Raw genomic sequence first — 26,076 nt, forward strand, 5'->3', positions numbered from 1 at the left:
CCGCGCGGCCGCGCAGCCCGCCGGCCGCGATGGCACCGGCGATCAGCAGCCCTCCGGCGACCAGCGCGCCCCGGGCGCCCGCGAACTCGACCAGCAGCCCGAGCAGGGGCGGACCCGCCAGCTGCCACCCGGTGCTCGCGCTGCGCCAGACGCCGAGCACGCGACCGCGCATCTCGGGCTCGGGCTCGGTCTGCAGCACGGTCGACCCGGCCGTGTCGGACACGGACTCCACCACGGCCATCGGGATGACCAGCGCGATGAGCACCATGAGTCCGGGAGCGAGGCCCGCCGCGACCTGGAGGAGCCCGCCGCACGCGGCGAGGACGCCCACCAGGCGCACGGTCGGGTTGCGCAGCCGCCCGGCGACCACGGCGCCCAGGATGCCGCCGACGGCCAGCACGGTGGAGACCGTGCCGAAGTCGCGCTCGTCGGCACTGAGCGGGCCGATGACCAGCACGGCGAGCGTCAGCTGGTAGTTCCGGCCGAAGATCGAGCTCACCGCCGTGATCCCGGCCAGGGCGACGAGCCCCGGCTTCCCGAGGAAGTAGGCCACCCCGGCCCGGGCGTCCCCGCCCGCCGCCGCCCGTCGCGCGGGTGCGGGACGCTCCCCGGCGGAGGCCCGCCGGACCGGCGCCGCCTCCCCGGCGGGCCGCAGGAAGGGGATCACCGCGGTGACGCAGAGGAAGGAGACGCCGTTGACCACGTACGCCGACCCGGTGCCGAGCGTCCCGACGGCCACCGCCGCCAGCGCGGTCCCGGCCAGGCGTCCGGCGCTGTGCACCATCGAACCGAGCGCGATGGCCGAGGGCACGTCCGTCCGGGGCACGAGGTCGTTCCCGAGGAGCGAGGTCGCGGGCCCGTCGATGGTGTTGACGATGCCGGTGACCGCCGCGAGGACGAGCAGCACGGGCATGTTCAGCAGCCCGGCCCCCATCAGGGCGGCCGTCGAGAACGCGATCACGGCGAGCACCGCCTGACTGACCGCGGCGGTGACCTTGAGCGGCCAGCGGTCCACCACGGCGCCGCCGAAGACGCCGAGCAGCAGTCCCGGTCCGGCCTGGACGGCGAGGGACAGACCCGTCGCCGCGGCCGAACCGGTGATCTGGAGCACCAGCAGGTTCTGCACGGTGAGCTGCATCCACGCCCCGGTGTTCGACACCAGGTTGGCCGCCGACCACCAGCGCATGCTGGGGACGGCCAGGCATCGCCAGGGACTGCTGTCGCGGCGGCGCGTCTTCCGGGCGGACTCGGGAACGGAGGCGGCAGGAGGCACGGGGGAGCACATTTCCGACGGGGACGGTGGAACAGCACGCGTCGGATCACGGAACGGTGTCTCGGTAATGCCTCGGCTGCGAACGGCGGACGGGCAACGGCCCGTCGGCTCATCTCATCTTCACAAACATCACGCCGAGGCACCGGCCGGGGCGTCCGCCCGCCCTGCCCAGGCACCCCGGAAGCCCAGTCGCCGCAAGGGATTGAGCGCGCTGGTGGGTTTGCTCACACAGAAGCCGTCAGCGGTCCGAGACCGTGAAGAGCGCGCCCTCCGGATCGCGGAGTTCGAACGCGGTCCCCGGTACGCCGTCCACCGGCGTCGCCTCGCCCCCGGCGGCCACCGCCGCCTCCGCCGCCCGCGTGCTGTCGGGCACCGGGAAGTCCACGACCCAGCGCGCCCGCACCCGGGGATCCGGGGCGTTCTCCACCCCTCCGCCACGGAGCGTGACGACGGTGTGCCCACCCGCCCGCACGAGGACGCGGTCCTGCGCGTACTCGACGCCGCACCGGCTGGGCGGCCGCGCCCAGCCGAAGACCTCCGCGTAGAAGATGGCCGCCTCGAAGGCGTGGCGCGACTGCAGATCCACCCTGGCCGGGGCGCGCGGCCCGTCGGCCCAGACGGGCGCCGGGCCCTCCCAGAAGCCGAAGGCGGCGCCCTCCCGGTCCGCGGCGATCGCCGCCCGCCCCTCGCCGAGCGGAAGCGGACCGACGGCGAGTGTGGCACCGCGCTCCCGGACGCGGTCGGCCGTACCGTCCGCGTCCGGCACGGCGAAGTAGGGGATCCAGGCCGGTGGCGGGCCGCCGGTGCCCGGACAGGTCCCGATGCCGGCGACCGCCCTGCCGCGCGCACGCGCCCGTACGAAGTCATCGCCGAGGCTGCTGTCCTGGAACTCCCAGCCCAGCACACGGCCGTAGAAGGCCCGCGCGGCCCGCAGGTCGTGGGTCGTGAGGCTCACCCAGCAGGGCGCGCCCGCCACGGGTGTCTTCCAGTCCAGACTCGGCATGCGGCGCTCCTTCGCCGGGGGCCCTCTAGAACGATGCGCCCGCGCCCCGGCCCGCGCACGCGCTCACCCGGACGTCCGCACCCGAATGCGCACCGGGCCGGCCGGGGAGCCGGTTCAGCTGGTCAGGACCTGCGGCGAGACGACCTTGATCATCGCGTTGGCCCAGCGCTGCTGGCGCAGGGTCTGCGGGTGGCAGCGCTCGGTCAGATCGAGGAGCTCCTGGTCGCGGGCGGCCTGGGCGGTCTGGGCCAGCAGCTCCCAGTCCACGGAGACGGCCGCCGCCCTCAGATAGGTGTCGCGCAGATCCCGCAGGAGCAGCAGCCCGGTCTCGGGACGCCGCCCGACCAGCTCGCCGCCCTTCTCCCGCAGCCAGGCCGCGGCCGGGGACTCCTCCTTCGGCTCCGGGTCCAGGTCCACGCCGTGCCCGGCGGCCGCCTCCGCCAGTTCCCGCACGTGCTGCCGCGACCAGGCGGCCAGGTCGCGGGCCACGTGGTGCACCTCGTGATCGGTGGAGTGCGTACTGGAGAGGCGCATCAGCCGCACCGCGAGCGCGTTCTCCCCGTGGTGCACCTCCTTGAGAACCAGGTCCAGCTTCATCGGATCTCCTCCCGGTACGCGTGCTGCTCCTCGTCCGCCCCGCCCGCGCCGCCGCCCGTGGTCGCGGGCACGGCCGCCCCGGCGACCGGGGCCGACGCGGTGGTGGTCGGTGCCGGGGCGGGGGAGCCGGTGGGCCCGAGCCGGCGCAGCCGGGCGGCGGCGGTCTTGAACAGCGGCTGCTTGGAGACCGGGTCCCACTCGGTGGGCGTCAGCTCGTTGCCGGCGCGCCCTTCGCCCTTCGGCTCGAACCCGCCGTCGGTGTCCCAGTAGCCGTAGTGGAACGGCAGGAACAGCACCCCGTCCCGGATGCCGCTGACGCGCGCCGCCGCCCGCACTGTGCCGCGAGGCGTGGCGACCTCCACCAGGTCACCCTCCTCGATGCCGTACGAGGTCGCGTCACCGGCGGAGACCTCCACCCACACCTCCCGGGCAGCGGCCTGCAGCTGGGGGGCCCGCGCGGTCTTGGTCCGGGTGTGGAAGTGGTAGAGCGTCCGCCCGGTGATCAGCGAGAACGGGTACTCCTCGCCGGGCGGCTCGTGCGGCGGCAGGTACTCGGCCGCCTTGACGACCGCCTTCGCCGACGGGTTCATCGCCCGGTACTCGGTCTCCTCCAGCGGCGCCCCGGTCACCAGGTCCCGCCCGTAGCTCTCGCAGTAGTCCGGGTCGCTCCAGAAGCGGCCCTCCGCGTACAGCCGCTCCGTACCGTACGGATGCCTCTCGTTGCACGGCCACTGGATGCCGCTCCCGCCGCGCAGCTTCGCGTACGTGATGCCCGTGTAGTCGCACGGGCGCCCCCGGCTGCACTCCTTCCAGCCCTCGAACGCCGCCTCCGGGTCGCTCCAGGGGACCAGCGGGCCGCCGTCCTTGTCCCGCAGGCCGAGCCTGCGCGCGAAGTCGCAGAAGATGTCCAGGTCCGGCCTGGCCTGGCCCGGCGGTTCGACCGCCTTCTCCGACAGGTGCACCGTGCGGTCCGCGTTGGTGAAGGTGCCCGTCTTCTCGCCCCACACCGCCGCCGGCAGGACCACGTCGGCCAGCTGCGCGGTCTCGGTGAGGAAGGCGTCCTGGACGACGAGGAACAGCCGCTCCTGCGCGAGCACCGAGCGGATGCGCCGCAGCTCCGGCAGCGACACCGCCGGGTTGGTGCCGCTGACCCACAGCATCCGGATGGAGCCCTCCTCCACGTACCGGAACATCTGCATAGCGTGCGTGGGCGGACCGTAATGCGGGACCTGGAGCGGGTCCAGGTTCCACAGGCGGGCCAGCTCGGCCATGTGCGCGTCGTTCTCCCAGTTGCGGAACCCCGGCATGTCGCCGTTGGCGCCGCACTCGCGGGTGTTCTGCGCGGTCGGCTGACCGTTCATCTGGAGGATCCCGCAGCCCGGTTTGCCGAGCATGCCCCGCACCAGGTGCAGGTTGTTGACCTGGACCGAGGCAGCGGTGGCCTGGTGGGACTGGTAGAACCCCTGGAGCACCGTCGACAGCAGCCGCTCGGCGGTGCCCAGCAGGCGGGCGGCCTCCCGGATCAGCTCGGCGGGAACTCCGCAGAGGTCCGCCACGTGCTCGGGCGTGTAGGCGTCCAGCCGCTTCTTCAGCTCGTCGAAGCCGACGACGTTGCGGTCCAGATAGTCCTGGTCGGTCCAGCCGTTCTCCACGATCTCCCGCAGCAGACCGTTCATCAGGGCCACGTTCGTCCCGGGCTTCGGCGCCAGGTGCACGGTCGCCGCCCGCGCCACCGGGGTGGGGCGCGGATCGACGCAGACCACGGCCGGCGGGTTCGGCCCGGCCAGCCGGTCCAGCACCCGCGCCCACAGCACGGTCTGCGTCTCCGCCATGTTGTGCCCGAACAGCGCGATCGTGTCCGCGTGGTCGATGTCGGTGTACGAGCCGGGCTGACCGTCGCTGCCGAACGACTCCTTGAGGGCCTCGGCGGCCGTGGACGTGCACAGCCGGGTGTTGCCGTCCAGGTGGTTGGTGCCGATACCGCCCCGGGCGATCAGCGTCAGCGTGTAGTACTCCTCCGCGAAGAGCTGGCCGGAGGTGTAGAACCCCACCGCCGACGGCCCCTGCTCCTCCAGCAGTTCCCGCGTACGCCGCACCACCCGGTCCATCGCGGTGTCCCAGTCGCTCTCGACGAGCCGGCCGCCCCCGTCGCGCACCAGCGGGCGGGTCAGCCGGTCGGGGGAGCCGTTGGCCTGCCACCCGAAGAGGTCCTTCGGGTCGAGCCGGCCGTGGTTGACCCGGTCCTGCGCCCTTCCGCGCACCCCGACGATCCGGCCGTCCTTCACGGCGATGTCGAGCCCGTCCCCGTTGGAATGCAGGACCGCCGCCGACTGCACCCACCGCTCGACCTGGTCCGGTGTCACCCCGTCGGCGAGCCGCGTGTCCACCCGTACGGGCCACGGCTCACCGGGACCGTACGGGGTCCGGGCGCCCCAGGGCTGGGCGATGCGGTCCGTGCGTGTCATGCGTACTCCTCAGATCCGGCCGGTGCGGGCGCCGCCGGCGAGAAGTGCCGAGCCGTCCTCGCCGGGATTCAGGTCGTCCAGCAGTGCCTGGCAGCCGGCCACCAGGCTGCCGAGCGAGGCGCCGGCGTCGGGGCCGGGCCCGCGCAGGTGCCGCTTCGCCCCGGCCAGGGCGTGCCGGGCCTCGGCGAGCCGGCTCGCGCGCTGTTCCAGGCAGTCGTCGTCCGGGCCGCCCTCCATGATCGTCGCGTCGGTCGCGCAGACCTCGGCAGCGGCGGCCATGACGGCGCTCAGGTCCTTCAGGGAGGGGCCCGGCGGACGGGGCAGACCGCGCCCCTCCGACGCGGTCTCCCAGAGCGTCAGGGTCAGGGCCAGCAGCCGGTTCGCCACCTGCGCCCAGACGACGTCCCACCGTTCGGAGGGCGAGGGGGTGCTGCGGCGCATCCGGTGCCCCGGGTTGAAGCGGAAGCTCTCCGTCGCCCATCCGCGCGCCGCGCGCAGGTCCGAGAGCGCGCCGGGCAGCTCCCCGGCGGACCGGTGCCAGCCCTCCGCCCGCTCCTCGTCGTACTCCTCCACCATGCCCTCGCTCAGGTCGCGCAGCAGCCGGGAACAGTCCCTCGGCAGCGCGCAGGCGAGGGTCCTCACGTGCAGGGAGTGCACGGGAGGCAGGACGATCGCGTTCACCGCGATCCCGACGACGGCCCCCACCACCGTTTCCAGCAGCCGGTGTCCGACGGCGGGCAGCGAGTACGTCCCGTAGGCCAGGACGAACAGGGCGGTGGTGGGCGCGTAGAGGCCCTGCTCGCCGACCGGCAGCCAGTTGCCGAGGAGCACGGTCAGCGGCAGGGCGATCAGCATGGCCGCCATGGTGTTCCCGGTGACCGCCGCCGCGCCCGCGGCGAGGAGGGTGCCGCAGGCCATCATCGCGAGCAGTTCGACCGCCGAGCGCAGCGACCGGTAGACGGTCCCCTGCACGAGGGCGACGGCGGCCCAGGGGGCCATCAGCGCCATCGGCGCCGCCAGCCACCACCCGGTGAGCGCCCAGGCGAGGGCGGCAGCGGCGGCGGCCTTCAAGGACTGCACCAGCTGGTACCGGTCGGGGAGGCGTATCCCGGGGGCCAGTCCCCCCAGCCGCTCCCGCACGACCGCCGCGCGGCGGCCGGCGGTTATCCCGTTCACCAGCACCGACAACCCTTCCTGTACGCGATTCGATCCGGGGTGGCGGACCCGCCGGGTGAGCCCGGGATCAGCCCCGGCGCCCCTGGTCCTCCTCCTCGTCCGTGGTGTGCACGGCGGCCTCCTCGGCCGAGGCCGCGCCGCCGTCGATGCCCACGTCGTCGGCGTAGACGTCGGTGCGCCGTCCCGGCACCTCGTCCGCCGCGCTCAGCCGGCCCGAGCGGGTCCCGCCCTCCTCCGGCTCCAGCGGCTCGCCGTCGCCGCCGTCCAGGTCCCCGATGCCGTCGCCGTCCGGCGGCTCGACGTCCTCGACCTCCTGGGCCAAGCGCTGGTCGAGGGATTCGCCGCGTCGTTCCTCCTCGCCCGTGGTGCCGTACTTGTCCACGGCGAGGGGGCGCTCGGGCGGCGAGTAGCCCTCCTCCATCTGGTCGTCGAGGCCACGCTCGCCGAGCGTGTTCTCCAGGTCGAGGTCGTCGTTGGGCGGGTCCTGGCCGTCGTCCTGCGGCTGGTAGACGTCGTCGCCACGTGCCTCTGTCGGCATGCTTCGTCCTTCCGTCGGAGGCGTCATGGATGCCGGGGCGGCCGCCCGGGGCCGCCCCACGCACCCTGCGAGTGCCCTGTCGGACACGGGGAAAACGCGCGCTTTGTCACCCTATGGGCGAGGCTGGTCCGCGTCCTCCTGGGCTTCTTCGTTCGGGGTCAGCGCATCGCCGGCCTCGCTGTCCGCGCCGTGCCGTTCCCGGGTGTCCGCCACGTCCGTCTCGGCCTCCTCCGCTTCGCGGACGACCTCCTCGGCGGCGGTCCGGGGCGGCTGCTCGTGCTCGCGGTCCTGGTGGTTCATGTGTCTCCTCCCGTCGGTGACCGTCTGCGGAGTTCCCTCCGCGCGTGCCCTGGACCGGGCCGGCTACGCGCACCGGCCCGGGGCGGAGTCAGAGCGCGGGCGTGAAACGGTCCCAGGCGCGGTGACCCGCGAGGAGTTCCCCGATGCCGTCCAGCACCGTGGACGCGGCCTCGCCCGCCACGACGCCCGGGGCGTCCGAGGCGAGGCCGGCCTTCTCCAGCACCGTCGCCCCGTCACCGCAGGCCCCGACGGCCTTGCCGTGCCGGAACGCCTCGGTGACCAGCAGCAGGACGCGCGGGTCCACACCGGTGGACCGGGCCCCGTCGTCCGTCTTGGCGTCACGGGCCCCGTACGCGTCGGGAGCCGGAGCGGGCGCCCCCGCCAGCACGATCGCGTCGAACTCGATCGACCGGGCCGTGGTGAAGGTGCGCTGCACGGTGACCGGGTCGCCGCCGGAACCCAGCTTGCCGCCCGAAGGCGCGATGACCAGGGGGACCATCCCGGCGTCGAGAACCGCGCCGCGCGCTTCCCGCACGGCGTCCAGGCCGCTCTCCCCGTCGGTGACGATGCCGACGATCCGCCCCTCGACCGGCCAGGTGTGCCCCAGCTGGGACAGCGCGGGGCTGGGCTCGGGCGAGGCCAGGGGCTCGGTCGCCTCGGGCGCCGGCAGGCCCAGCCCCTCGGCGACGCGCGCGCACAGCACGGGGTCGATGTTGGCGAGCACCTTGAGGGCCCGCTCCTTGACCGCCTGGTCCCAGCACTTGCCGAGCTCGAAGGTGTACGCGGCGGTGATGTGCTCCCGTTCCGTGGGCGTCATGCTCAGCCAGAACAGCCGGGCCTGGCTGAAGTGGTCGTCGAACGAGGCCGCCGCGTCCCGCACCTTCCTGGCGGCCGGCACCTCGACGGGCACCTCGATGTAGGCACCGGTGTCCGCGCCGGCGGTGAACGGGCAGCCGCCGTCCAGGGAGTTGGGCCGGTACGGCGCCACGCCCCGGTGCACGGCCGTCTGGTGCATCCCGTCGCGCAGCATGTCGTTGACGGGTGCGTGCGTGCGGTTGATCGGCAGCTGCGCGAAGTTGGGGCCGCCGAGCCGGGTGATCTGGGTGTCGACGTAGGAGAAGAGCCGCCCCTGCATCAGCGCGTCGTTGGTGACGTCGATGCCGGGCACCAGGTGTCCGACGTGGAAGGCGACCTGCTCCGTCTCGGCGAAGTAGTTCGACGGGTTGGCGTTCAACGTCATCAGCCCGATCGGCTTGACCGGCGCCAGCTCCTCCGGAACGATCTTCGTCGGGTCGAGCAGGTCGATCCCCTCGAACATCTGGTCCTCGGTGTCGGGGAACGTCTGCACGCCGAGCTCCCACTGGGGGAACGCTCCCGCCTCGATCGCGTCGGCCAGGTCCCGGCGGTGGAAGTCCGGATCCATGCCGGCGGTGATCTGCGCCTCCTCCCACACCTGCGAGTGCACGCCCAGCTTCGGCTTCCAGTGGAACTTCACCAGCGTGGTCGCGCCCTCGGCGTTGACCAGCCGGAAGGTGTGGACGCCGAAGCCCTCCATCATCCGGTACGAACGCGGAATGCCCCGGTCCGACATGTTCCACAGGGTGTGGTGGGTCGCCTCGGTGTGCAGGGTGACGAAGTCCCAGAACGTGTCGTGGGCGCTCTGCGCCTGCGGGATCTCCCGGTCGGGGTGCGGCTTCCCGGCGTGGATGATGTCGGGGAACTTGATCGCGTCCTGGATGAAGAAGACCGGAATGTTGTTGCCGACCAGGTCGAAGACGCCCTCGTCGGTGTAGAACTTCGTCGCGAAGCCCCGGGTGTCGCGCACCGTGTCGGCGGAACCGCGCGAGCCGAGCACGGTGGAGAACCGGACGAAGACCGGCGTCTCGGCGCCCTCGGCGAGGAACGCGGCCTTCGTGATGCCCGCCGCGGCGCCGTACCCGCGGAAGACGCCGTGGGCGGCGGCACCGCGGGCGTGCACCACCCGCTCCGGGATGCGCTCGTGGTCGAAGTGGGTGATCTTCTCCCGCAGGTGGTGGTCCTGGAGCAGCACCGGGCCCCGGGGGCCGGCCTTCAGCGAGTGATCGGTGTCGTACAGCCGGGCGCCCTGCGCCGTGGTGAGGTAGGCGCCGCCCTGGGCCACCTTGTCCTGGGCGGCGCCCGTGGGCTGCCCGGTCGGGCTCATGGTCTCGGGACCGCGCTGGTCGTGCTTGGGCGGCAGCGGCCCGCGCGGCTTCGTCGGCTCGTCGACCTGGGCGGGCTCGGGAGCGGGAGCCCCGGGGATCTCGTTGCCGGGGCTGACGGCGTCCTGGACCTTGCCGGCGATCTTCTCCGCGGCGGCCGACACCGGGTTCTTCTTGTCGCTCACTGGATTCCAATCTCGCTGGGGAAGGGCAGTGCCGTGCGCGGAGTGGTCGGCGCGCGCTGGGGGACGGCATCGCCCGACCACGCGTACCCCCTCGCCCCCTGCCGGACACATCGGTTGAGCCATCCGCAGCGGCGACCCGTTCCAACGGGCGACCCGCCGTGCCCCGGCCGCCCCTCGGCCGTCTGCCGGCAGACGCACCGGGTATACGGGCCCCGTGAAAGCTCCCCGAACCACGCCCGAGAGCCCGGACGCCCCGACGAGCCTCAAGAAGGACCTCACCACGCCGCTGCTCTACTTCTTCATCCTCGGAGACGTCCTCGGCGCCGGCGTCTACGTCCTGGTCGGCGAAGTCGCGGCCGATTCCGGCGGCGCCGTCTGGGTGCCCCTCCTGGTGGCCCTGTGCCTGGCGCTGCTGACCGCCGCCTCGTACGCGGAACTGGCCACGAAGTACCCGCGCGCGGGCGGCGCCTCCCACTACGCGACGCTGGCCTACGGGCCCTTCACCGGGTTCGTCGCCGGATTCTGCATGCTGGCGGCCGGGGTGGTGTCGGTGGCGGCCCTGGCCCGGGGGTTCGCCGGTGACTACCTCTCCGAGTTCGTCACCCTCCCGCTGGTCCTGGTGACCGTCGTCTTCCTGGTGGCCCTCGCCCTGCTCAACGCCCGGGGCATCAGCGAGTCGACCCGGGCCAACGTCGTCGCCACCGTGATCGAGGTCGGCGGCCTGCTGCTGGTGATCGGCCTCGGCTGCTGGATCGTGCTGCGCGGCGACGGGGACCTGGGCCGGCTCACCGACCTCGGCACCGACAGCGAGGGGCCCGTCCTGGCGGTGCTGAGCGGCGCTGTCCTCGCGTACTACTCCTTCGTCGGCTTCGAGACCTCCGTCAACGTGGCCGAGGAGACGCGTGACCCCCGCCGCTCCTATCCGAGGGCGCTCTTCGGCGCGCTGATCACCGCGGGCGCCGTCTACGCACTGGTCGGCGCCGCCGCCGCGGCGGCCGTGCCGACGGAGAAGCTGGCCGAGTCCAGCGGACCGCTGCTCGAACTCGTCCGCACCGCGGGCGGTGTGCCCACCTGGCTGTTCAGCGCCATCGCGCTGGTGGCCGTGGCCAACGGGGCGCTCCTGACCGGCATCATGTCCTCGCGGCTGGCGTACGGCATGGCCCGCGACGGACTGCTGCCGAACTTCCTGACGGCCGTGCTCCCCGGCCGGCGAACCCCGTGGGCGGCGATCGCCGCGACGACCGCCCTCTCCCTGCTGCTCGCACTGACCGGCGACGTCTCCACGCTCGCCTCGACCCTGGTCCTCCTGCTCCTCGTGGTCTTCTTCCTGGTGAACACGGCGTTGCTGGTGCTGCGCCGCGACCCCGGGCGCCCCGGGCACTTCAGGGCCCCGACCGTCGTGCCCGTCCTGGGCGCCGCCTCCTGCGTCGGGCTCGCCACCCAGATCGAAGGCGACGTCTGGCTCCGGGGCCTGATGGTCCTGGCCGTGGGCGCCGTCCTCGGTGCCGTGGCCGCGCTGCGGTTGCGCCGCGCCAGCTGAACGGGGCTTCCAGTAGGCTCACTTCGCACACACGGGCGCACAGGGGGCAGGGTGCACGACGGAGCCACGGACGGCCAGGTGATCCCTCCGGTGGCCGGGCGGCCCTGGTGGGCGGCGAACGAACTGCTGGCGTTCCTCCTGGAGGTGGTGGCGCTCGGCTGCCTCTTCTGGTGGGGGTTCACCCTGGCGGACGCCCTGGCGCTCCAGGTGCTCCTCGGCTCCGCACCGCTGGCCGCCGCCGTCGTGCTGTGGACGCTGTTCGCCGCCCCGCGCGCCCGGTTCCGCCCGCCGCTCGCGGGCGTCCTGGCGGTGAAGGCCCTGGTGCTCGGCGGGGGTGCCCTCGCGCTGTACGGGGTCGGGCACCCGGCCGCCGCCCTGGTGCTGGGCGTCGCCGTCGTGGCGAACACGGCCCTCGCGGAGACCTTCCGGCGCAGGCCCACCGCGGCCTAGGGCGCACTCGGCCCGCGGCGTTTCCGGCGGGCTCGGCCGGGCAGCGGGTCCATGAAGTCGGTAGCGTGGACATAACGACGACGACCGGGCGCCCCAGGGACCGAGGCCCGCGGAAGCACCACCGGCGCGTCCGCTCCGGCCCCTGCCCGCCGCCCGGGAAGGGACGGTCGCACATGTGCCGATGGCTGGCCTATTCCGGCACGAGTGTCGTGCTCAGTGATCTCCTCTACAAGCCGGAGCACTCGCTCATCGACCAGAGCCTCCACTCCACCATGGGCGTGGAGACGACCAACGGGGACGGCTTCGGGGTCGGCTGGTACGGGTCCGAGCAGGAGACGCCCGCGATCATCCGCGACACCGGGCCCGCCTGGAACAACCGCAACCTGCGGGAGATCGCGAGCCACATCCGCTCGCCGCTGTTCTTCGCCCATGTGCGGGCGTCCACGGGGACGGCCATCCAGCAGACCAACTGCCATCCCTTCCGGCACGGCCGCTGGATGTGGATGCACAACGGTGCGATCGCGGACTTCCACCGGCTGCGCCGCGACCTCTCCCTGGCGCTCGACCCGGCGCTGTTCTCGGCCCTGGAAGGGTCCACGGACTCCGAGGTGATGTTCTACCTCGCGCTGACGTTCGGACTCGACCAGGACGTGCCGGGCGCCGTGGCCCGGATGGCCGGGCTGATCGAACGCGTGGGCCGCGACGAGGGCGTGGAGCACCCGCTCCAGATGACCGTCGCGGTGTCCGACGGCGAGCGGCTGTGGTCGTTCCGCTATTCGAGTCTCGGCACGTCGCGTTCGCTCTTCTACAGCAGCAAGGCCGAGACCGTGCGCGCCCTCCACCCGGACCTGGACTTCCTGCGCGGCGTGTCCGACAGCACCCGGCTGGTGGTGTCGGAACCCCTGGGCGGGCTGCCCGGCGTGTGGCAAGAGGTACCGGAGAGCAGTTACGGGGTCGTGCAGCCGGGCGAGGACGAGTTCCGGCCCTTCGCACCCGAACCGATGTGAGGGCCGCCCGGGCCGCACCCGAACCGATGTGAGGGCCGCCCGGGCGAACGCCGGACGGCCCTCACGCGGGTGGCTCAGCCGGCGAGCGCGGCGTCGACCTCCTTGAGGAACGGGTCGAGGTCGCCCGGGTTGCGCGAGGTGATGAGCTTCCAGCCGCCGGACTCGTCCGTCACGACCGGCTCGTCCACCCACTCACCGCCGGCGTTGCGCACGTCGGTACGCAACGAGGCGTACGAGGTGAGCCGCTTGCCCTTGACGCCGCCGGTCTCCACCAGCACCCACGGCCCGTGGCAGATGGCCGCGACGGGCCGCCCGGAGGCGGTGAACGACCGCACGATGTCACAGGCCGGGCCCTGGAGCCGCAGCGTGTCGGCGTTCAGCGTGCCGCCCGGTACGAGCAGCAGGTCGTAGCCGGCCGGGTCGACGTCCTCCAGCGTGATGTCGGGGCGTACGGACGTGCCGGGGTCCTTGTCGCCGACCAGCGTCTCGATGTCGTCCTTCTTCAGGGCGGCGACGTCGACCCGCACACCGCGCTCGCGCAGATGGCCGAGCGGCACGACGAGTTCGTCCTGCTCCACGCCGTAGTTGGTGACGATGGCGAGCACCTTGCCCTTGCTGCCGTTGTCGCTCATCTTCTGCCGTCCTTCCGTCCTACGGGGTACACGCCCGGTGACGTGGCTTCCGGGTCGCAGCCTCTGGGTTCCCCGCACGGGCGGGCTCATTCATCCGCACCCCCGCCCGTGCTGTAGCGGCGACGGCGGCGCACCCACATGGTGGGAGTGCGGCCCCCGGCGGTTGACGCGCCCGACGCGGGGTACCGGGCCGGGTGCCCGAACGAGACGTGCGAGGAGAGACATCATGGCCGGTCAGACGGGCGGACCCGGGCTTCCCCGGGCCCGTGGCGAGCTCTCGGCGGCGGTCGTCGCCCATCTCCGGGGAGACGGGCCGCTGCCCGGCACGACCGCGGTGGACGCTGCCGAACCCTACGGCGACGACCTCCAGCTCGCCCTGTACGCCTGCTACGAGCTCCACTACCGGGGCTTCGAAGGCGTGGACCCGGCCCGGGAATGGGACCCCGAACTGCTGGCGGTCAGGGGGGCCCTGGAGCACCGCTTCGAGTCCGCGCTGCGCCGGGACGTCCCGCCGGGGGCCGCCCTGGACGACACGCTGGACGCGCTGCTCGTGGAGCCGGTCGACGGCACGGGCGTGTCGCACTTCCTCCAGGAACACGCCACACCGGACCGGCTGCGCGCCTACGCGGCCCAGCGCTCCCTCTACCACCTCAAGGAGGCCGACCCGCACGCCTGGGTGCTGCCCCGGCTCAGCGGACGCGCCAAGGCGGGCATGGCCGCGATCGAGTACGACGAGTTCGGCGCCGGCCGGGCCGACCGCGTCCACGCCCAGCTCTTCGCGGACCTCATGACGGACCTGGGCCTGGAGACGGCTTACGGCCACTACCTGGACGAGGGCCACGCCGAAATGCTGGCCCTCGTCAACCTCATGTCCCTGTTCGGTCTGCACCGACGGCTGCGCGGCGCCCTGGTCGGGCACTTCGCGGCCGTGGAGATCACCTCGTCGCCCGCCTCGCGCCGCCTCGCCCTCGCCATGAAACGGGCGGGCGCCGGGCCCGCCGCCGAGTTCTTCTACACCGAACACGTGGAGGCGGACGCGGTCCACGAGCAGGTCGTGCGGCACGACGTCGTACAGGGGCTGCTGGACGACGAACCCGCCCTGGAGGCGGACATCGTCTTCGGGATCGACGCCACCGGCTTCCTGGAGGACCGCCTCGCCGACCGGCTCCTGGCGGACTGGGGCGCCGCCTAAGGAAGCTCCGCCAGCAGCCGGCGCAGCTCACGCGTGCCGCCCCGCCCCTTCGCCCGTACGATCTGCGCCGCGACGGCGCTCAGCTTGCGGTTCGTGCGCTGCGAGAGCACACGCAGGACGTCGAACGCCCGGCCCGGGTCGCAGTCCAGCAGGTGTGTGACGATGCCGATCGCCTGGTCGATCACGGCGCGCGTGGCCATCGCCGTCCGCAGCTGCTCCGCCTCCGCCTCGGCTCCGGTACGGGCGCGCTCGCGCAGAAGTCCGCCGGCCGTCTCCTCGGCCAGCACCCCGACCGCCTCCCGGGCCGCCGCCGTGGGCCGCCACGGCCGGAACGCGTACAGGGTGACCGTCACCGGCACGCCCCCCGCCGCCACCGGCACCGCCGCACAGGCGCGCAGCCCCCGTTCCAGCGCCGCGATCCGGAAATCCGGCCACCGCGTGTCGGCGACGAGATCGACGGCCCCGACCGTCCGCAGCGAGCGGGCGGCGTCGACGCCCGGCCCCTCGCCGGTCTCCTCCTGGAGCGCGGCCAGCACCGCGAGATCCGGGTGGGACGAAGCGCTGTGGCCTTCCCCGCCGGGGCAGCGCAGAAACACCGACGCGCCCCGGCACCCGGCCGCACAGCGCATCGCCCGTCGGCCCAGCAGGACCAGCCGCGGCGCCACGGCCGCGCCATCGGTCACCGTGTCCATCGGCCGTGACCCCCTCACCCTTCCTGCGAGCTCCCGGTCGCCGCCGCCGCAGCAGCAGCGGAACGGAACCGCCGCGCCGCTCGGCGCCGTGACGCCGGTGATCGGCTAGCTTCGTCGTATGAACGGGCCACCGGAGGGCGAGAGCGGTCATCAGGCCCTCGTCGCCCGCGCACGGGAACTGCGCGCGGCCCGGGACCATCCTCCCGCCGAATACCCCGTCCTGCTCGACGCGGCCCTCGCGGAGCTGGACCACGCGATCGAAGCCCTGCGCCTGGCAGAGGAGCCGCAGGGACCTCCCCGGAGACCGGGTGCGAAGGCGGCGCTCCACCCGTTCAAGGCCATCTTCGACCAGCTGCCGTGGCCCGTCGTCCTGACCGACGGGCAGACCGTCGTGCGCCGCCTCAACCAGGCCGCCGCCGAACTGACCGGGCTCCCTCCGGGGTATGCCGCGGGCCGCCCACTCGCCGCGCTCCTGCGCCCCGCGGACCGGGCCGCCCTCCGCGCCCATGCGGCGGCCGTGGCCGGCGGGGAGGGAGGCCGCAGCCTCCCGGTCCGCCTCCCCGGGCTGCAGGACGGCCCGCTGTACGCCACGCTCACCGGGATCGACGCGCCGGAGGGACGGGGACGGGACGTGCTCCTGCTGCTCGCGCCGGCCCCGGGCCCCCGCACCGCCTCCCGTACCGGTGACCGGGCCGGCGGCCCCTCGTCGGCCGGACGCCAGGCCGAGCTGACCGGCCTCCTGGACCGCACGGCCCGCGCCCTGCTGGAACGTGAGCCCTCCGCGGCGGCCCTCGGCGCCGTCGCGGGGCTCCTGCGCGACGGTCTCGCGGACTGGGCCCTGCTCGACCTGGGGCCCACGGAGGCGCCGGTCCGGATCGCGGTCCACGGCCCCCCGGTGCCGGACGACGAGGGGCTGGAGAAGGCCTTCCTGCGGCAGGACCCGCGCGCCTGCCCCGTGGCGGTCGAGGTCATGACGTCCGGCGAGGCGGTGGTGGAACAGCTCACGGACGACCTGGACAGGCTGGGGGCGGACGAGGACGGCAGGCCGCTCATGGTCCGCGCCGACGTCACGGCCCTGCTCTCCGTGGCGCTGACCGAGTCCGGCGGCACGACGGCGCGGGGGGCGCTGACCCTGCTCCGGGGCGGGGCCGGGCCGCCGTTCTCGCTGCTGGAGGCCGGCGCCGCGGAGATCGCGGCGGGCCATCTGGCCGTCGTCGCCCGGCGGGGCGGTGCGGGTGGGCCGGGCGCGCGCTGAGCGGCGGGCGCGACGGAGCGTCGGCGGAGAAATACCGGCCGGTCAGGGGTGCGGGTGCCGTGCGGTGGCATACGGCGAAGTGGGGGAGGGCTGGAATCGCCTCGGCGCCAGGACCCGCCCCCGGCCGATCGAACATGGAGGACACGATGGTGCGGACCGTGGGTGTGGAGGAGGAGCTGCTGCTCGTCGACGGGCAGAGCGGCGAACCCAGGGCGCTGTCAACAGCTGTCCTGGCCCGCGCGGAGCGGCGCGCCGAGGGCGACTCGGCCTTCGAGCAGGAGCTGCACCGCCAGCAGCTCGAATTCGCCACCGAGCCGCGCGCGGACATGCGGGAACTCGCCGACGAGATCCTGCGCTGGCGGGCGGAGGCGGCCCGCAGCGCCGCCGAGGCCGGGGGAGCGGTTGTCGCGCTCGCCACCTCTCCGCTGCCCGTCAGCCCGTCCATCGGCGAGGGCGAACGGTACCGCTGGCTGGCCGACAAGTTCGGGCTGACCACGCAGGAGCAGCTGACCTGCGGATGCCATGTGCACGTCTCCGTGGAGTCGGACGAGGAGGGCGTAGCGGTCCTGGACCGCATCCGCCCCTGGCTCGCCGTGCTGCTCGCGCTGAGTTCCAATTCGCCGTTCTGGCAGGGCCAGGACACCGCGTACAGCAGCTACCGCAGCCGGGTCTGGGGCCGCTGGCCCTCGGCCGGGCCCATGGAACTGTTCGGATCCGCGCGCCGTTACCACGACGAGGTCGACGCCCTCGTCGGCACGGGCGTCCTGCGCGACAAGGGCATGATCTACTTCGACGCCCGCCTCTCCCACCGCTACCCGACCGTCGAGATCAGGGTCGCGGACGTCTGCCTCGACCCCGCCGACGCGGCGCTGCTGGCCACGCTGGCGCGCGCCCTGGTGGAGACGGCCGCCCGGGCCTGGCGGGCGGGTGATCCGCCGGAGCCGTACGGGGTGGGCCTGCTGCGCATGGCGGCCTGGCAGGCGGGCCGCTCGGGCCTGGAGGGCGAACTGCTGCACCCCGCCACCATGCGCCCCGCCCCCGCACCCGCCGTGGTGCACGCCCTGCTCACCCATGTGCGCGAGGCGTTGGAGGACAGCGGAGACCTGGCGTCGGCGGGGGAGGGGATCGAGAGAGTCCTGAAGAACGGCACCGGCGCGCGGATCCAGCGCGACGCGCTCTCCCGCACGGGCAGTCTCTACGACGCGGTCACCGAATGCGTCAGCCGCACACGCGGCTGAGCCGGGCGGCGGCCTCCCGCCCCGAGGGGGCGGGAGGCCGCCGGGTGCCGGGTGCTCAGTCGTCCGCGCAGACCCGTACGGTGCGCAGCTCCGGGTCCGCCGGGTCCGGCAGGTTCATCCCCGCTTCCAGACCGGTCAGGAGATAGCGCAGGACCGGTTCCGTCAGCCGTTCACCGGGCAGCACCACCGGGATGCCCGGGGGATACGGCGTGATCATCTCGGCGGCGACGCGCCCCACGGCCCGCTCCACCGGGATGTCCTCGGTCGCGTGGAAGTAGGCGTCGCGCGGCAGCCTCGCCTGGTCCATCCGCAGTTCCGGCGGTGCCGGAACCGCCACCTCGGGCCCCCGGGGCAGTGAAGGAGCCTGCCGGGCGAGGTCGCGCAGCGCCGTCAGCAGCCGCTTCGTCGTCTCGGCGTCGTCGGCGTGGGTGAGCTGGGCGCTGACCCGCCGGTGGTCCATCAGGTGCGTGTCCAGGTGGTGGTGTTCGCGCAGCCAGTCCGCCGCCCGATAGCCGGAGATCCCGAGGTCCGCGATGTCGATGACCACCGGCAGCGGGTCGAACTCGGAGCCGGCGCCCGGACCGCAGAAGTCGTCGCGGTCGTTGACGTGCATCCCGTCGATCGACTCGATCTCCTCGCGCACCGATGCGGCGAGGTCGAGGGCGCGCGACATCAGTGTGTGCCCCTCCAGCACCATCTGGCGCCGCCAGCCGTCCATGCCCGCGTACAGCAGGACGGAAGGGCTCGTCGTACCCAGCAGATCGGCCCGGGACGCCAGCGTGTCGTGGTCGATCAGGTCGCCCCGCAGATGGAACACCGACCCCTGTTCCAGGCCGCTGCCCATCTTGTGGATGCTGGTCACGCAGACATCGGCGCCCGCGTCCATCGCCCACGTCGGCAGATCCGGGTGGAACGGCAGATGCGCGCCCCACGCCTCGTCCACGACGAGCGGACGGGAGCGCCGGTGACACACCTCGGCGATGGCCCGCAGATCCGCCGCCACCCCGTACGGCGTGGGGCTCGTGACCAGGGCGCCCTTCGCGTCCGGGTGCTCCTCGAACGCCCGCTCGTACGCCTCCGGGGACGGCGGGTGCGCGAGGTGGCGTTCGGTGTCCCACTGCGGCTCGACCCACACCGGCCGGATGCCCGAGAGGATGAGCCCGGAGACCACCGCCTTGTGGGCGTCCCGCCCCACCAGGAGCTTCTGGCCGTGCGCGGCGACGCTCAGCATCGCCGCCTTGACCGACAGGGAACTGCCGCACGTCGAGAAGAACGCGTGCTCCGCGTGCACGGCGTCGGCCATCAGGACCTCGGCACGTTGCAGCACCCCCGACTTCATCCGCCGGTCGTCCAGTCCGCCGCTGGCCAGGAGGTCGCCGAGGAACACGGCGTCGCCCAGCACGGCCCTGACCTCGGGCGCCGCGCCCCGGGCCTGTTTGTGCCCCGGAGGCGTGAACCCCAGCTCACCCCGCTGCCGGTAGGCGGCCAGGGCGTCGAGAACGGGTGCTTCGTGATGATTCTTCGGCATGTCCGCCGCCTTCCCGTGGTCCGCCCCGTCAATCCGTACGCTGTACGACCTAAGTCCGTACGCTGTACGACCTAAGGAAGCGGCGTACCGCCGGTCGCGTTCACGATCTCGCCGGTGATGAAACTCGCGTTCCCGGAGGCGAGGAACACGTACGCCGGAGCCATCTCGGCCGGCTGGGCGGGCCTCCCCAGCGGGCTCTGCTTCCCGAACTCCTTCGTGTCCGGCAGCGTCGCCGGGATCAGCGGCGTCCACACCGGGCCGGGTGCCACGGCGTTCACCCGGATGCCGTCGGACGCCAGCATCTGGGCGAGGCCCTGGGTGAACGTCACGATGGCGCCCTTGGTCATGGCGTAGTCCAGCAGGTGCGGGCTCGGCTTGTACGCCTGCACCGACGTGGTGTTGATGATCGACCCGCCGGCCGGGATGTGCGGCAGGGCCATCTTGCACAGCCAGAACATCCCGTACAGGTTGGTGCGCAGCACCCGGTCGAACTGATCCGTGGAGATCGCGGAGATCCCGTCGGGCTGTGCCATCTGGTACGCGGCGTTGTTGACGAGCACGTCGATGCGCCCGAACTCCTGCACCGCGCTCCCGATCAGGGCACGGCACTGCTTCTCGTCCCGGATGTCGCACGCCTCCGTCAGCGCCTGCCGGCCCGCCTCCTCGACCAGCCGGGCCGTCTCCCGGGCCTCGTCCTCCTCCGTGTCGAGGTGGGTGATCAGCACATCCGCCCCCTCGCGGGCGAACGCCAGCGCGACGGCGCGGCCGATCCCGGAGTCGCCCCCCGTCACCACGGCCTTGCGGTCCTTCAGGAGCCCGTGGCCCCGGTAGGAGTCCTCGCCGTGGTCGGGCGGCGGGTCCATGGGGCCGGTCCAGCCGGGGTGTTCCTGTTCCTGCTGCGGAAAGTCGGGCTGCGGGAAGCGCTCGGTGGGGTCCTGGCCGGGTGTGCTCATGGGGGCCTTCTTCCGTGACTGGTCGTGGGGGACGGACCGGGGGTTACCGGACGTCCTCGATGACGAACCCGCTCCGGGGCGCGGTGGGGACGCGGCGGAGGGGGATGGACAGGTCCTGTTCCGGCACCCGGTACACGAGGCCGGACAGCAGTACCGCGAGGGTGGACAGCAGGGCGAGGGTGATGTCCTCGCCAGGGCAGCGGTGTCCCGTCGCCGGGTCGCCGCCGCCCTGCGGGACCAGTTCGTCGGGCCGCACCGGCGTGCCGTGGAAGCGCGCGGGGTCGAAGACGTAGGGCCGCGGCCACAGGTCCGGGTCGTGGTTCTGGCCGTACAGGTCGAGGAGCACCAGCGTCCCCGGCCGGATGGTGCGGCCCTCCCATTCGAGCCGGTCGGCCGCGAGCCCGCCGACGAACGGGGCGAACGGGTAGAAGCGGCGGACCTCCTGCGCGAAGGCGAGGGCGAAGGCGGGGCCGCCGTCGCGGAGCGCCGCCCGGTGCTCCGGCCACCGGTGCAGGGCGTGCGCCGCGAACGCCGCGAACCAGCTGACCGCGACGGTCGGACGCAGGATGTTGAGCACCTCGACGGCCGCCGTACGGGGGTCGAGCAGCGCGCCGCCGGCATCGCGGTGGTGCACGACGGTACGGAACGGGGTAGCGCCCGCCCCGACTCCGGCCCCGGCGTCGCCGCTGCCGCGTTCCCGCTCCACCAGGCGGGCCAGACGCCTCTCCTGCCGGAGCCGGGCGGCGCGGGCGCGCAACTGCCGGGGGCCGGCCGACGCGAACCCGTCCACCATGGCCACCAGGTCGCGCGCCACGCCGTCCGCCCCGCCCTCCGGCAGCGGCACCCCGGCCCACGCGTGGACGGCGCGCGTGAGCACCCCGGCCACCTCGTCGAACAGCACGACCCGGCCCCGGTCCGCCCACCCGGCCACGGCGTCCTTCCACTCCAGGGCGACCCGGTCCGTCAGGGCCCGCACGCCCTCCGGGTCCTTCAGCAGGTGGAGGAACATGCCCTTGCGCACCCGGTGCCGCTCACCGTCCAGGGTGTGCACCGCCCCCTGCCCGAACAACGTGTCGATGACCGGCTCCGGCAGCGCCCCGTGGCGGCGGACGTGGTCCTCGTCGTAGAAGAAGCGGACGGCGGCCGGCCCGTGCAGCGCGATGACCCGTTTGCCGAGCAGGCGGGTGCGGACCGGCGCGCCGCCGGACCGCCGCCGGCGGTCCGGCAGCCACGCGTAACCCCGGAGCAGGAGGGACAGGGTGCTGTCGGCCATGAAGTCTCCGTAGGACAGGGGTGGGGGCCGTGCGGGGGCGTGGCGTCCGGGGACGGCCCGTCGGCGCCCCGCCGTCGATCCTGGGCGCACCGGGGCCGGCGCGCGACCGGGAGTCCGCCGGACGGCGCTGCGGCTGTGGTCCCAACCGCAGCGCCTGCTCCCGCGTACGCCGGGAGCCTGGCCAGGCGGGTACCCGTGCCGCTGAGGGACATGCGGGGTGGCCGGGGCGTTTTCGTACGGCCTGACCGCCCCGGCCGGCCGGCTCCCCGGATTGAATCGGGCATTCCGGTTGAACCCGGATTCCGTGGGAACCCGTCGCACGGAACGGCTGTGCGGGCACACCCGCAGGACGACCCGGGAGGAACCGAGGAGACATGGGAAGGCATGCCGAAATCGCCCGCGCCCTGGCCATGAGGGCGAAGGCGGCGAAGCTCAGGTCGGACGGCGCCGCGCTGGGCGACGAGCGCCTGAAGGCGGAGGGGCGCCGGCGCGAGACCGCCGGACGGATCGCCCAGGCCGAGGCGAAGGCGGCACGGCGCGAGGGCCGCCACTGAACGGCGGCGCAGCCGTCACCCGACAGCGAGGAGATCACTCATGCGTGCACTGACCTGGCAGGGAAAGCGTGACGTCCGCGTCGAAACCGTTCCCGACCCCGTCATCCAGGACCCGACCGACATCATCATCCGGGTCACCTCGACGGGCATCTGCGGATCGGACCTCCATCTGTACGAAGTGCTGGGCCCCTACCTCGATCCCGGCGACATCCTGGGCCACGAGCCGATGGGCGTCGTGGAGGTGACGGGCCCCGAGGTGACCGCCGTGTCACGCGGTGACCGGGTCGTCGTCCCGTTCAACGTCTCCTGCGGCACCTGCTACATGTGCGGCCGGGGCCTGCACTCGCAGTGCGAGACCACGCAGGTCAGGGAGTACGGCACCGGCGCCTCGCTCTTCGGGTACACCAAGCTCTACGGACAGGTGCCCGGCGGGCAGGCCGAACTGCTGCGGGTCCCCTTCGGCAACACCCTGCCCATCAAGGTCCCCGAGGGGCCGTCGGACGACCGTTTCGTCTATCTGTCCGACGTGCTGCCCACCGCCTGGCAGGCCGTCGAGTACGCCGCGATCCCGCCCGGCGGCAGCGTCACCGTCCTCGGCCTCGGCCCGATCGGCGACATGGCCGCCCGCATCGCCCTGCACCGCGGCGCCGGCCTGGTCATCGGCGTGGACCTGGTCCCCGAGCGCCTCGCCCGCTCCGCCGCGCGCGGCGTCCAGACCCTCGACCTCGGGCGCTACGGCAAGGACCTGCCGGACGCGGTCCGCGACCTCACCGGCGGCCGGGGCACCGACGCGGTCATCGACGCCGTCGGCATGGAGGCCCACGCCATCGGCGCGCCGCTCGGCAAGGCCGGCCAGTGGGCGGTCGGCCTCCTGCCGGACGCGGCGGCCCGCCCGCTCATGGAACGCGCCGGCATCGACCGGCTCACCGCCCTCCTCACCGCCATCGACGTGGTGCGCCGGGGCGGCACCATCTCCATTTCCGGTGTCTACGGCGGCGCCGTCGATCCGCTGCCCCTGCTCACCATGTTCGACAAGCAGATCCAGCTCCGGATGGGCCAGGCGAACGTCAAGCGCTGGGTGCCCGACATCCTGCCGCTGCTCGTGGACGACGACCCGCTGGGCGTCGACGGCTTCGCCACGCACCACCTGTCGCTGGAGGAGGGCCCCAAGGCGTACGAGACCTTCCAGGCGAAGGCCGACGGCATGGTCAAGACGCTGCTCCGGCCCTGAGCCGCGACGAAGGGATTCACCGTGAACGCATCGCAAGGCCTGCGCGTCGTCGTCACGGGCGCCACCGGCAACGTGGGCACGAGCCTCGTACGGGCCCTCTCGCGGGACCCGGACGTCGGGTCCGTCCTCGGCCTGGCCCGGCGGCTGCCCGACCTCACCCTGCCCGGCGTCGAGTGGGGGAGGGTGGACCTCTCCCGCCCGGACAGCGCCCGGACACTCGGCTCCCTGCTCACGGGTGCGGACGCCGTCGTCCACCTGGCCTGGCGCTTCCAGCCCACCCACGACCCCGTCGTCACCTGGCGCAGCAACGTCGAGGGCTCCCTCCGCGTCTTCGACGCGGTGCGCACGGCCGGTGTCCCGGCTCTGGTCCACGCCTCGTCGGTGGGTGCCTATTCACCCGGGCCGAAGCGGGAGCCCGGCGTCGACGAACAGTGGCCGACCCACGGCTGGCCGGACGCCGCCTACTGCCGGGAGAAGGCATATCTGGAACGGGTCCTGGACACCTACGAACTGCGGCACCCGCAGATCCGGGTGGTACGGATGCGGCCCGGCTTCCTCTTCAAGGAGACGGCCGCCCCCGAGCAACGGCGCATCTTCGGCGGGAAATACCTCCCCGGCGTACTCCTCCGCCCCGACCTGCTGCCCTTCGTACCCGACCTGGAGGGGCTGAGGTTCCAGGTGCTGCACACCGACGACGCGGCCGAGGCGTACCGGCTCGCCGTGCTCGGCGACGTGCGCGGCCCCTTCAACCTGGCCGCCGACACCGTCACCGACGCCCACTCCCTCGGTGCGCTCCTCGATGCGCGGGTGGTGCGCGCGCCCCTGCCGCTCGTACGCGGCGCGCTGGCGACCGCCTGGCACGCCCGGGCGGTCCCGGCGTCGCCCCACCTCTTCGACGCCGTGCTGCGGCTGCCCGTCATGGACTGCGCCCGGGCCCGCGAGGAGCTGGGCTGGCGGCCTCGCTACTCGGCGTCCGAGGCGCTCACGGCGTTCCTGCGCGGCGTCGTACGCGGTACGGGCGAGGAGACCGCCCCGCTGACCGGCAGCCGGTGGAGCTGAGGAGGGCGGGCAGGGTGCAGGGCGACAGTTCGCCGCGCATGCCCACGGATGCCACCATGACAACCATGTCCCGCAAGGCGCTGATCGTCATCGACATGATCAATCCGTACGACCACGAGGACGCCGACCAGCTCCTTCCCTCGGCCGAGCGAGCCGTGCCCGTCATCGCGGGCATGCTGAAGGAGGCCCGGGGCAGCGGTGCACTCGTGATCTACGCCAACGACAACTTCGGCGACTGGCGCTCCCACCACGGGGAGATCGTGGCGGCGGCCATGGCGGGCGCCCGCCCCGACCTGGTCGAACCGCTGAAGCCCGACGAGAACTCGCTCTTCGTCGTCAAGGCCCGGCACTCGATCTTCTACGAGACGCCCCTGCCCTACCTGCTCCACCAGCTGGACGTGGACCACCTCGTCCTGACCGGCCAGGTGACGGAGCAGTGCATCCTCTACTCCGCGCTCGACGCGCACATCCGCCACATGGACCTGACCATCCCGCGCGACGGAGTGGCCCACATCCACCCCGACCTGGCCGACGCCGCCCTGCGGATGACGGAACGGAACATGGGCGCCCGGGTGTGCGCCGCCGAAGAGATCCACCTGTGACACCGCCGGGCCGGACCGGCACGAAAGGACACCCATGACGCGCGCCGCGCTGTTCGATGTGGACGGCACCCTGGTCGACACCAACTACCTGCACGTCACCGCGTGGTGGGAGGCGTTCCGCCAAGCCGGGCACACCGTGCCGATGCCCGCGATCCACCGCGCGGTCGGCCTCGGCTCCGACGACCTGGTCGCCCATCTGCTCGGCTCCGGCCGGGACCGGGACCAGGACGCCGGCATCAGTGCCACGCACTCCGCGCTGTACGCCACCTACTTCGACCGCCTGCCCCCGCTGGACGGCGCGGCGGACCTGCTGCGCGCCCTGGCCGGCCGGGGCTGGACGATCGTTCTCGCCACCTCCGCCTCCGGCCATGAGCTCAAGGCCCTGCGGCGCGCGCTCGACGCCGACGACGTGATCTCCGGCACCGCCAGCTCCGACGACGTGGACGAGGGGAAACCCGCCCCCGACCCGATCCGTCACGCGATGGACATCGCCGGCGCCACCAGCGAGGAGGCGGTGTACATCGGCGACTCCGTCTGGGACATGGCGGCGGCCACCAGGGCGTCGGTGCCGGCCGTGGGCCTGCTGTCGGGCGGCATCCCCCGGGCGGACCTGGAGGAGGCCGGGGCCGTGGAGGTCCACGCGTCCCCGGCCGCCTTCCTGGACCGCCTCGACACCGGCGTCATCGCCCGTATGAGCCCCTGAGCCCGGGCCCCTGAGCCCGAGCCCTCGGAGCTTCTCACCCCCTGAGCCCAGGGTTCTACGCCCTCAGCCGCCGCCGTCGCACAGGCAGAACGGGTGTCCCGCCGGGTCCGCGAAGACCCGGAAGCCGCGCTTTCCGCCGTCGTCGTCCAGATCGAGCGGTGTGGCCCCCAGGGCGAGCACCTCGCGCTGGGCGGCCTCCATGTCCTCCACCTCGAAGTCCAGGTGCTCCTGCTGCGAGTTCCGGTCGCCGCTCGGCCACTCCGGCGGCCGGTGGTCGGGGGCGAGCTGGAAGGCCAGGCGCGCCCCGCCGGGGACCCGGAGGTCGTACCAGCGGTCGTTGTCGTGCGTCACCTCCCCGCCCAGCACCTTCTGGTAGAAGCCGGCGAGCGCCGCCGGATCCGGGCAGTCGACGGCAACCAGGCAGTAGGTCGCGACAGCCATGTCATCCCT

Annotated in this window: 25 protein-coding genes; 11 read left to right on the forward strand and 14 right to left on the reverse strand. The window is 73.5% G+C overall.

What is annotated here, in order from left to right:
• From G3I41_RS27790 to G3I41_RS27825, 8 genes are all read right to left on the reverse strand, one after another.
• Positions 1-1,285 (reverse strand): MFS transporter (locus G3I41_RS27790; protein WP_164403122.1); only part of this gene is annotated, 1,285 nt, incomplete at its 3' end.
• Positions 1,286-1,511: 226 nt separating this feature from the next.
• Positions 1,512-2,276, reverse strand: a complete 765-nt coding sequence (locus G3I41_RS27795; protein WP_164403123.1) for a VOC family protein — start codon at positions 2,274-2,276, stop codon at positions 1,512-1,514.
• Positions 2,277-2,390: 114 nt separating this feature from the next.
• Positions 2,391-2,873, reverse strand: coding sequence for a hypothetical protein (locus G3I41_RS27800; protein WP_164403124.1), 483 nt, complete (start codon positions 2,871-2,873; stop codon positions 2,391-2,393).
• The gene (locus tag G3I41_RS27805) at positions 2,870-5,338 is read right to left on the reverse strand and encodes a nitrate reductase (RefSeq protein WP_164403125.1); all 2,469 of its coding nucleotides are present in this window, start codon (positions 5,336-5,338) and stop codon (positions 2,870-2,872) included. The genes G3I41_RS27800 and G3I41_RS27805 overlap by 4 nt, the downstream gene beginning before the upstream one ends.
• Before the next feature lie 9 nt (positions 5,339-5,347).
• Complete coding sequence (locus tag G3I41_RS27810) at positions 5,348-6,514, reverse strand: aromatic acid exporter family protein (RefSeq protein ID WP_343242235.1); 1,167 nt, start codon at positions 6,512-6,514, stop codon at positions 5,348-5,350.
• Positions 6,515-6,581: 67 nt separating this feature from the next.
• Positions 6,582-7,052 (reverse strand): DUF5709 domain-containing protein, encoded by a 471-nt coding sequence (locus G3I41_RS27815; protein WP_164403126.1) that lies wholly within the window; start codon positions 7,050-7,052, stop codon positions 6,582-6,584.
• 111 nt (positions 7,053-7,163) lie between these two features.
• On the reverse strand, positions 7,164-7,352 hold the full coding sequence (locus G3I41_RS27820; protein ID WP_164403127.1) for a hypothetical protein: 189 nt from the start codon (positions 7,350-7,352) through the stop codon (positions 7,164-7,166).
• 88 nt (positions 7,353-7,440) lie between these two features.
• Positions 7,441-9,717: a catalase gene (locus tag G3I41_RS27825; RefSeq protein WP_343242236.1), complete on the reverse strand. Its 2,277-nt coding sequence runs from the start codon at positions 9,715-9,717 to the stop codon at positions 7,441-7,443.
• A gap of 214 nt (positions 9,718-9,931) precedes the next feature.
• On the opposite strand from G3I41_RS27825, the gene G3I41_RS27830 reads away from it, so the two are divergent.
• The 3 genes from G3I41_RS27830 to G3I41_RS27840 all read left to right on the forward strand — a co-directional run bounded on the left by G3I41_RS27830 (position 9,932) and on the right by G3I41_RS27840 (position 12,714).
• Positions 9,932-11,257: an APC family permease gene (locus G3I41_RS27830; RefSeq protein WP_164403128.1), complete on the forward strand. Its 1,326-nt coding sequence runs from the start codon at positions 9,932-9,934 to the stop codon at positions 11,255-11,257.
• Between the two features lie 90 nt (positions 11,258-11,347).
• Positions 11,348-11,707, forward strand: coding sequence for a YrdB family protein (locus tag G3I41_RS27835; protein ID WP_164403150.1), 360 nt, complete (start codon positions 11,348-11,350; stop codon positions 11,705-11,707).
• Between the two features lie 173 nt (positions 11,708-11,880).
• Positions 11,881-12,714, forward strand: a complete 834-nt coding sequence (locus G3I41_RS27840; protein WP_164403129.1) for a class II glutamine amidotransferase — start codon at positions 11,881-11,883, stop codon at positions 12,712-12,714.
• A gap of 74 nt (positions 12,715-12,788) precedes the next feature.
• Here the strand turns inward: G3I41_RS27840 and G3I41_RS27845 are convergent, their stop codons facing one another.
• On the reverse strand, positions 12,789-13,346 hold the full coding sequence (locus tag G3I41_RS27845; RefSeq protein ID WP_164403130.1) for a type 1 glutamine amidotransferase domain-containing protein: 558 nt from the start codon (positions 13,344-13,346) through the stop codon (positions 12,789-12,791).
• A gap of 226 nt (positions 13,347-13,572) precedes the next feature.
• Here G3I41_RS27845 and G3I41_RS27850 point away from each other — a divergent pair, with 226 nt between their 5' ends.
• Positions 13,573-14,538 (forward strand): iron-containing redox enzyme family protein, encoded by a 966-nt coding sequence (locus tag G3I41_RS27850; RefSeq protein WP_164403131.1) that lies wholly within the window; start codon positions 13,573-13,575, stop codon positions 14,536-14,538.
• On the opposite strand, the gene G3I41_RS37540 is transcribed toward G3I41_RS27850, so the two are convergent.
• Complete coding sequence (locus G3I41_RS37540) at positions 14,535-15,230, reverse strand: GAF and ANTAR domain-containing protein (protein ID WP_164403132.1); 696 nt, start codon at positions 15,228-15,230, stop codon at positions 14,535-14,537. The genes G3I41_RS27850 and G3I41_RS37540 overlap by 4 nt on opposite strands.
• 118 nt (positions 15,231-15,348) lie before the next feature.
• On the opposite strand from G3I41_RS37540, the gene G3I41_RS27860 reads away from it, so the two are divergent.
• Together G3I41_RS27860 and G3I41_RS27865 are read left to right on the forward strand one after the other, a co-directional pair.
• Complete coding sequence (locus tag G3I41_RS27860; protein WP_164403133.1) at positions 15,349-16,485, forward strand: PAS domain-containing protein; 1,137 nt, start codon at positions 15,349-15,351, stop codon at positions 16,483-16,485.
• A gap of 146 nt (positions 16,486-16,631) precedes the next feature.
• On the forward strand, positions 16,632-17,723 hold the full coding sequence (locus G3I41_RS27865) for a glutamate--cysteine ligase (protein WP_203601753.1): 1,092 nt from the start codon (positions 16,632-16,634) through the stop codon (positions 17,721-17,723).
• Between the two features lie 55 nt (positions 17,724-17,778).
• Here the strand turns inward: G3I41_RS27865 and G3I41_RS27870 are convergent, their stop codons facing one another.
• The 3 genes from G3I41_RS27870 to G3I41_RS27880 form a co-directional block, all read right to left on the reverse strand.
• On the reverse strand, positions 17,779-19,251 hold the full coding sequence (locus tag G3I41_RS27870) for an ornithine decarboxylase (RefSeq protein ID WP_164403135.1): 1,473 nt from the start codon (positions 19,249-19,251) through the stop codon (positions 17,779-17,781).
• A 71-nt stretch (positions 19,252-19,322) separates the two neighbouring features.
• On the reverse strand, positions 19,323-20,204 hold the full coding sequence (locus tag G3I41_RS27875; protein ID WP_164403136.1) for an SDR family oxidoreductase: 882 nt from the start codon (positions 20,202-20,204) through the stop codon (positions 19,323-19,325).
• A gap of 43 nt (positions 20,205-20,247) precedes the next feature.
• Positions 20,248-21,477, reverse strand: a complete 1,230-nt coding sequence (locus G3I41_RS27880; RefSeq protein ID WP_164403137.1) for a cytochrome P450 — start codon at positions 21,475-21,477, stop codon at positions 20,248-20,250.
• 374 nt (positions 21,478-21,851) lie between these two features.
• On the opposite strand from G3I41_RS27880, the gene G3I41_RS27885 reads away from it, so the two are divergent.
• The 5 genes from G3I41_RS27885 to G3I41_RS27905 all read left to right on the forward strand — a co-directional run bounded on the left by G3I41_RS27885 (position 21,852) and on the right by G3I41_RS27905 (position 25,626).
• The gene (locus G3I41_RS27885) at positions 21,852-22,031 is read left to right on the forward strand and encodes a hypothetical protein (protein WP_164403138.1); all 180 of its coding nucleotides are present in this window, start codon (positions 21,852-21,854) and stop codon (positions 22,029-22,031) included.
• Positions 22,032-22,071: 40 nt separating this feature from the next.
• Positions 22,072-23,262 (forward strand): alcohol dehydrogenase catalytic domain-containing protein, encoded by a 1,191-nt coding sequence (locus G3I41_RS27890; RefSeq protein ID WP_164403139.1) that lies wholly within the window; start codon positions 22,072-22,074, stop codon positions 23,260-23,262.
• A gap of 21 nt (positions 23,263-23,283) precedes the next feature.
• Positions 23,284-24,321, forward strand: coding sequence for an NAD-dependent epimerase/dehydratase family protein (locus G3I41_RS27895; protein ID WP_164403140.1), 1,038 nt, complete (start codon positions 23,284-23,286; stop codon positions 24,319-24,321).
• 65 nt (positions 24,322-24,386) lie between these two features.
• A complete protein-coding gene (locus G3I41_RS27900; RefSeq protein WP_164403151.1) occupies positions 24,387-24,923 on the forward strand; it encodes an isochorismatase family cysteine hydrolase in 537 nt (178 codons plus the stop codon).
• A 34-nt stretch (positions 24,924-24,957) separates the two neighbouring features.
• The gene (locus G3I41_RS27905) at positions 24,958-25,626 is read left to right on the forward strand and encodes an HAD family hydrolase (protein WP_164403141.1); all 669 of its coding nucleotides are present in this window, start codon (positions 24,958-24,960) and stop codon (positions 25,624-25,626) included.
• 63 nt (positions 25,627-25,689) lie between these two features.
• On the opposite strand, the gene G3I41_RS27910 is transcribed toward G3I41_RS27905, so the two are convergent.
• The gene (locus G3I41_RS27910; protein ID WP_164403142.1) at positions 25,690-26,067 is read right to left on the reverse strand and encodes a VOC family protein; all 378 of its coding nucleotides are present in this window, start codon (positions 26,065-26,067) and stop codon (positions 25,690-25,692) included.
• Between the last annotated feature and the right edge of the window lie 9 nt (positions 26,068-26,076).

The sequence above is a fragment of the Streptomyces sp. SID9727 genome (genome assembly GCF_010550605.1).
In the GTDB taxonomy this organism is placed as follows: domain Bacteria; phylum Actinomycetota; class Actinomycetes; order Streptomycetales; family Streptomycetaceae; genus Streptomyces.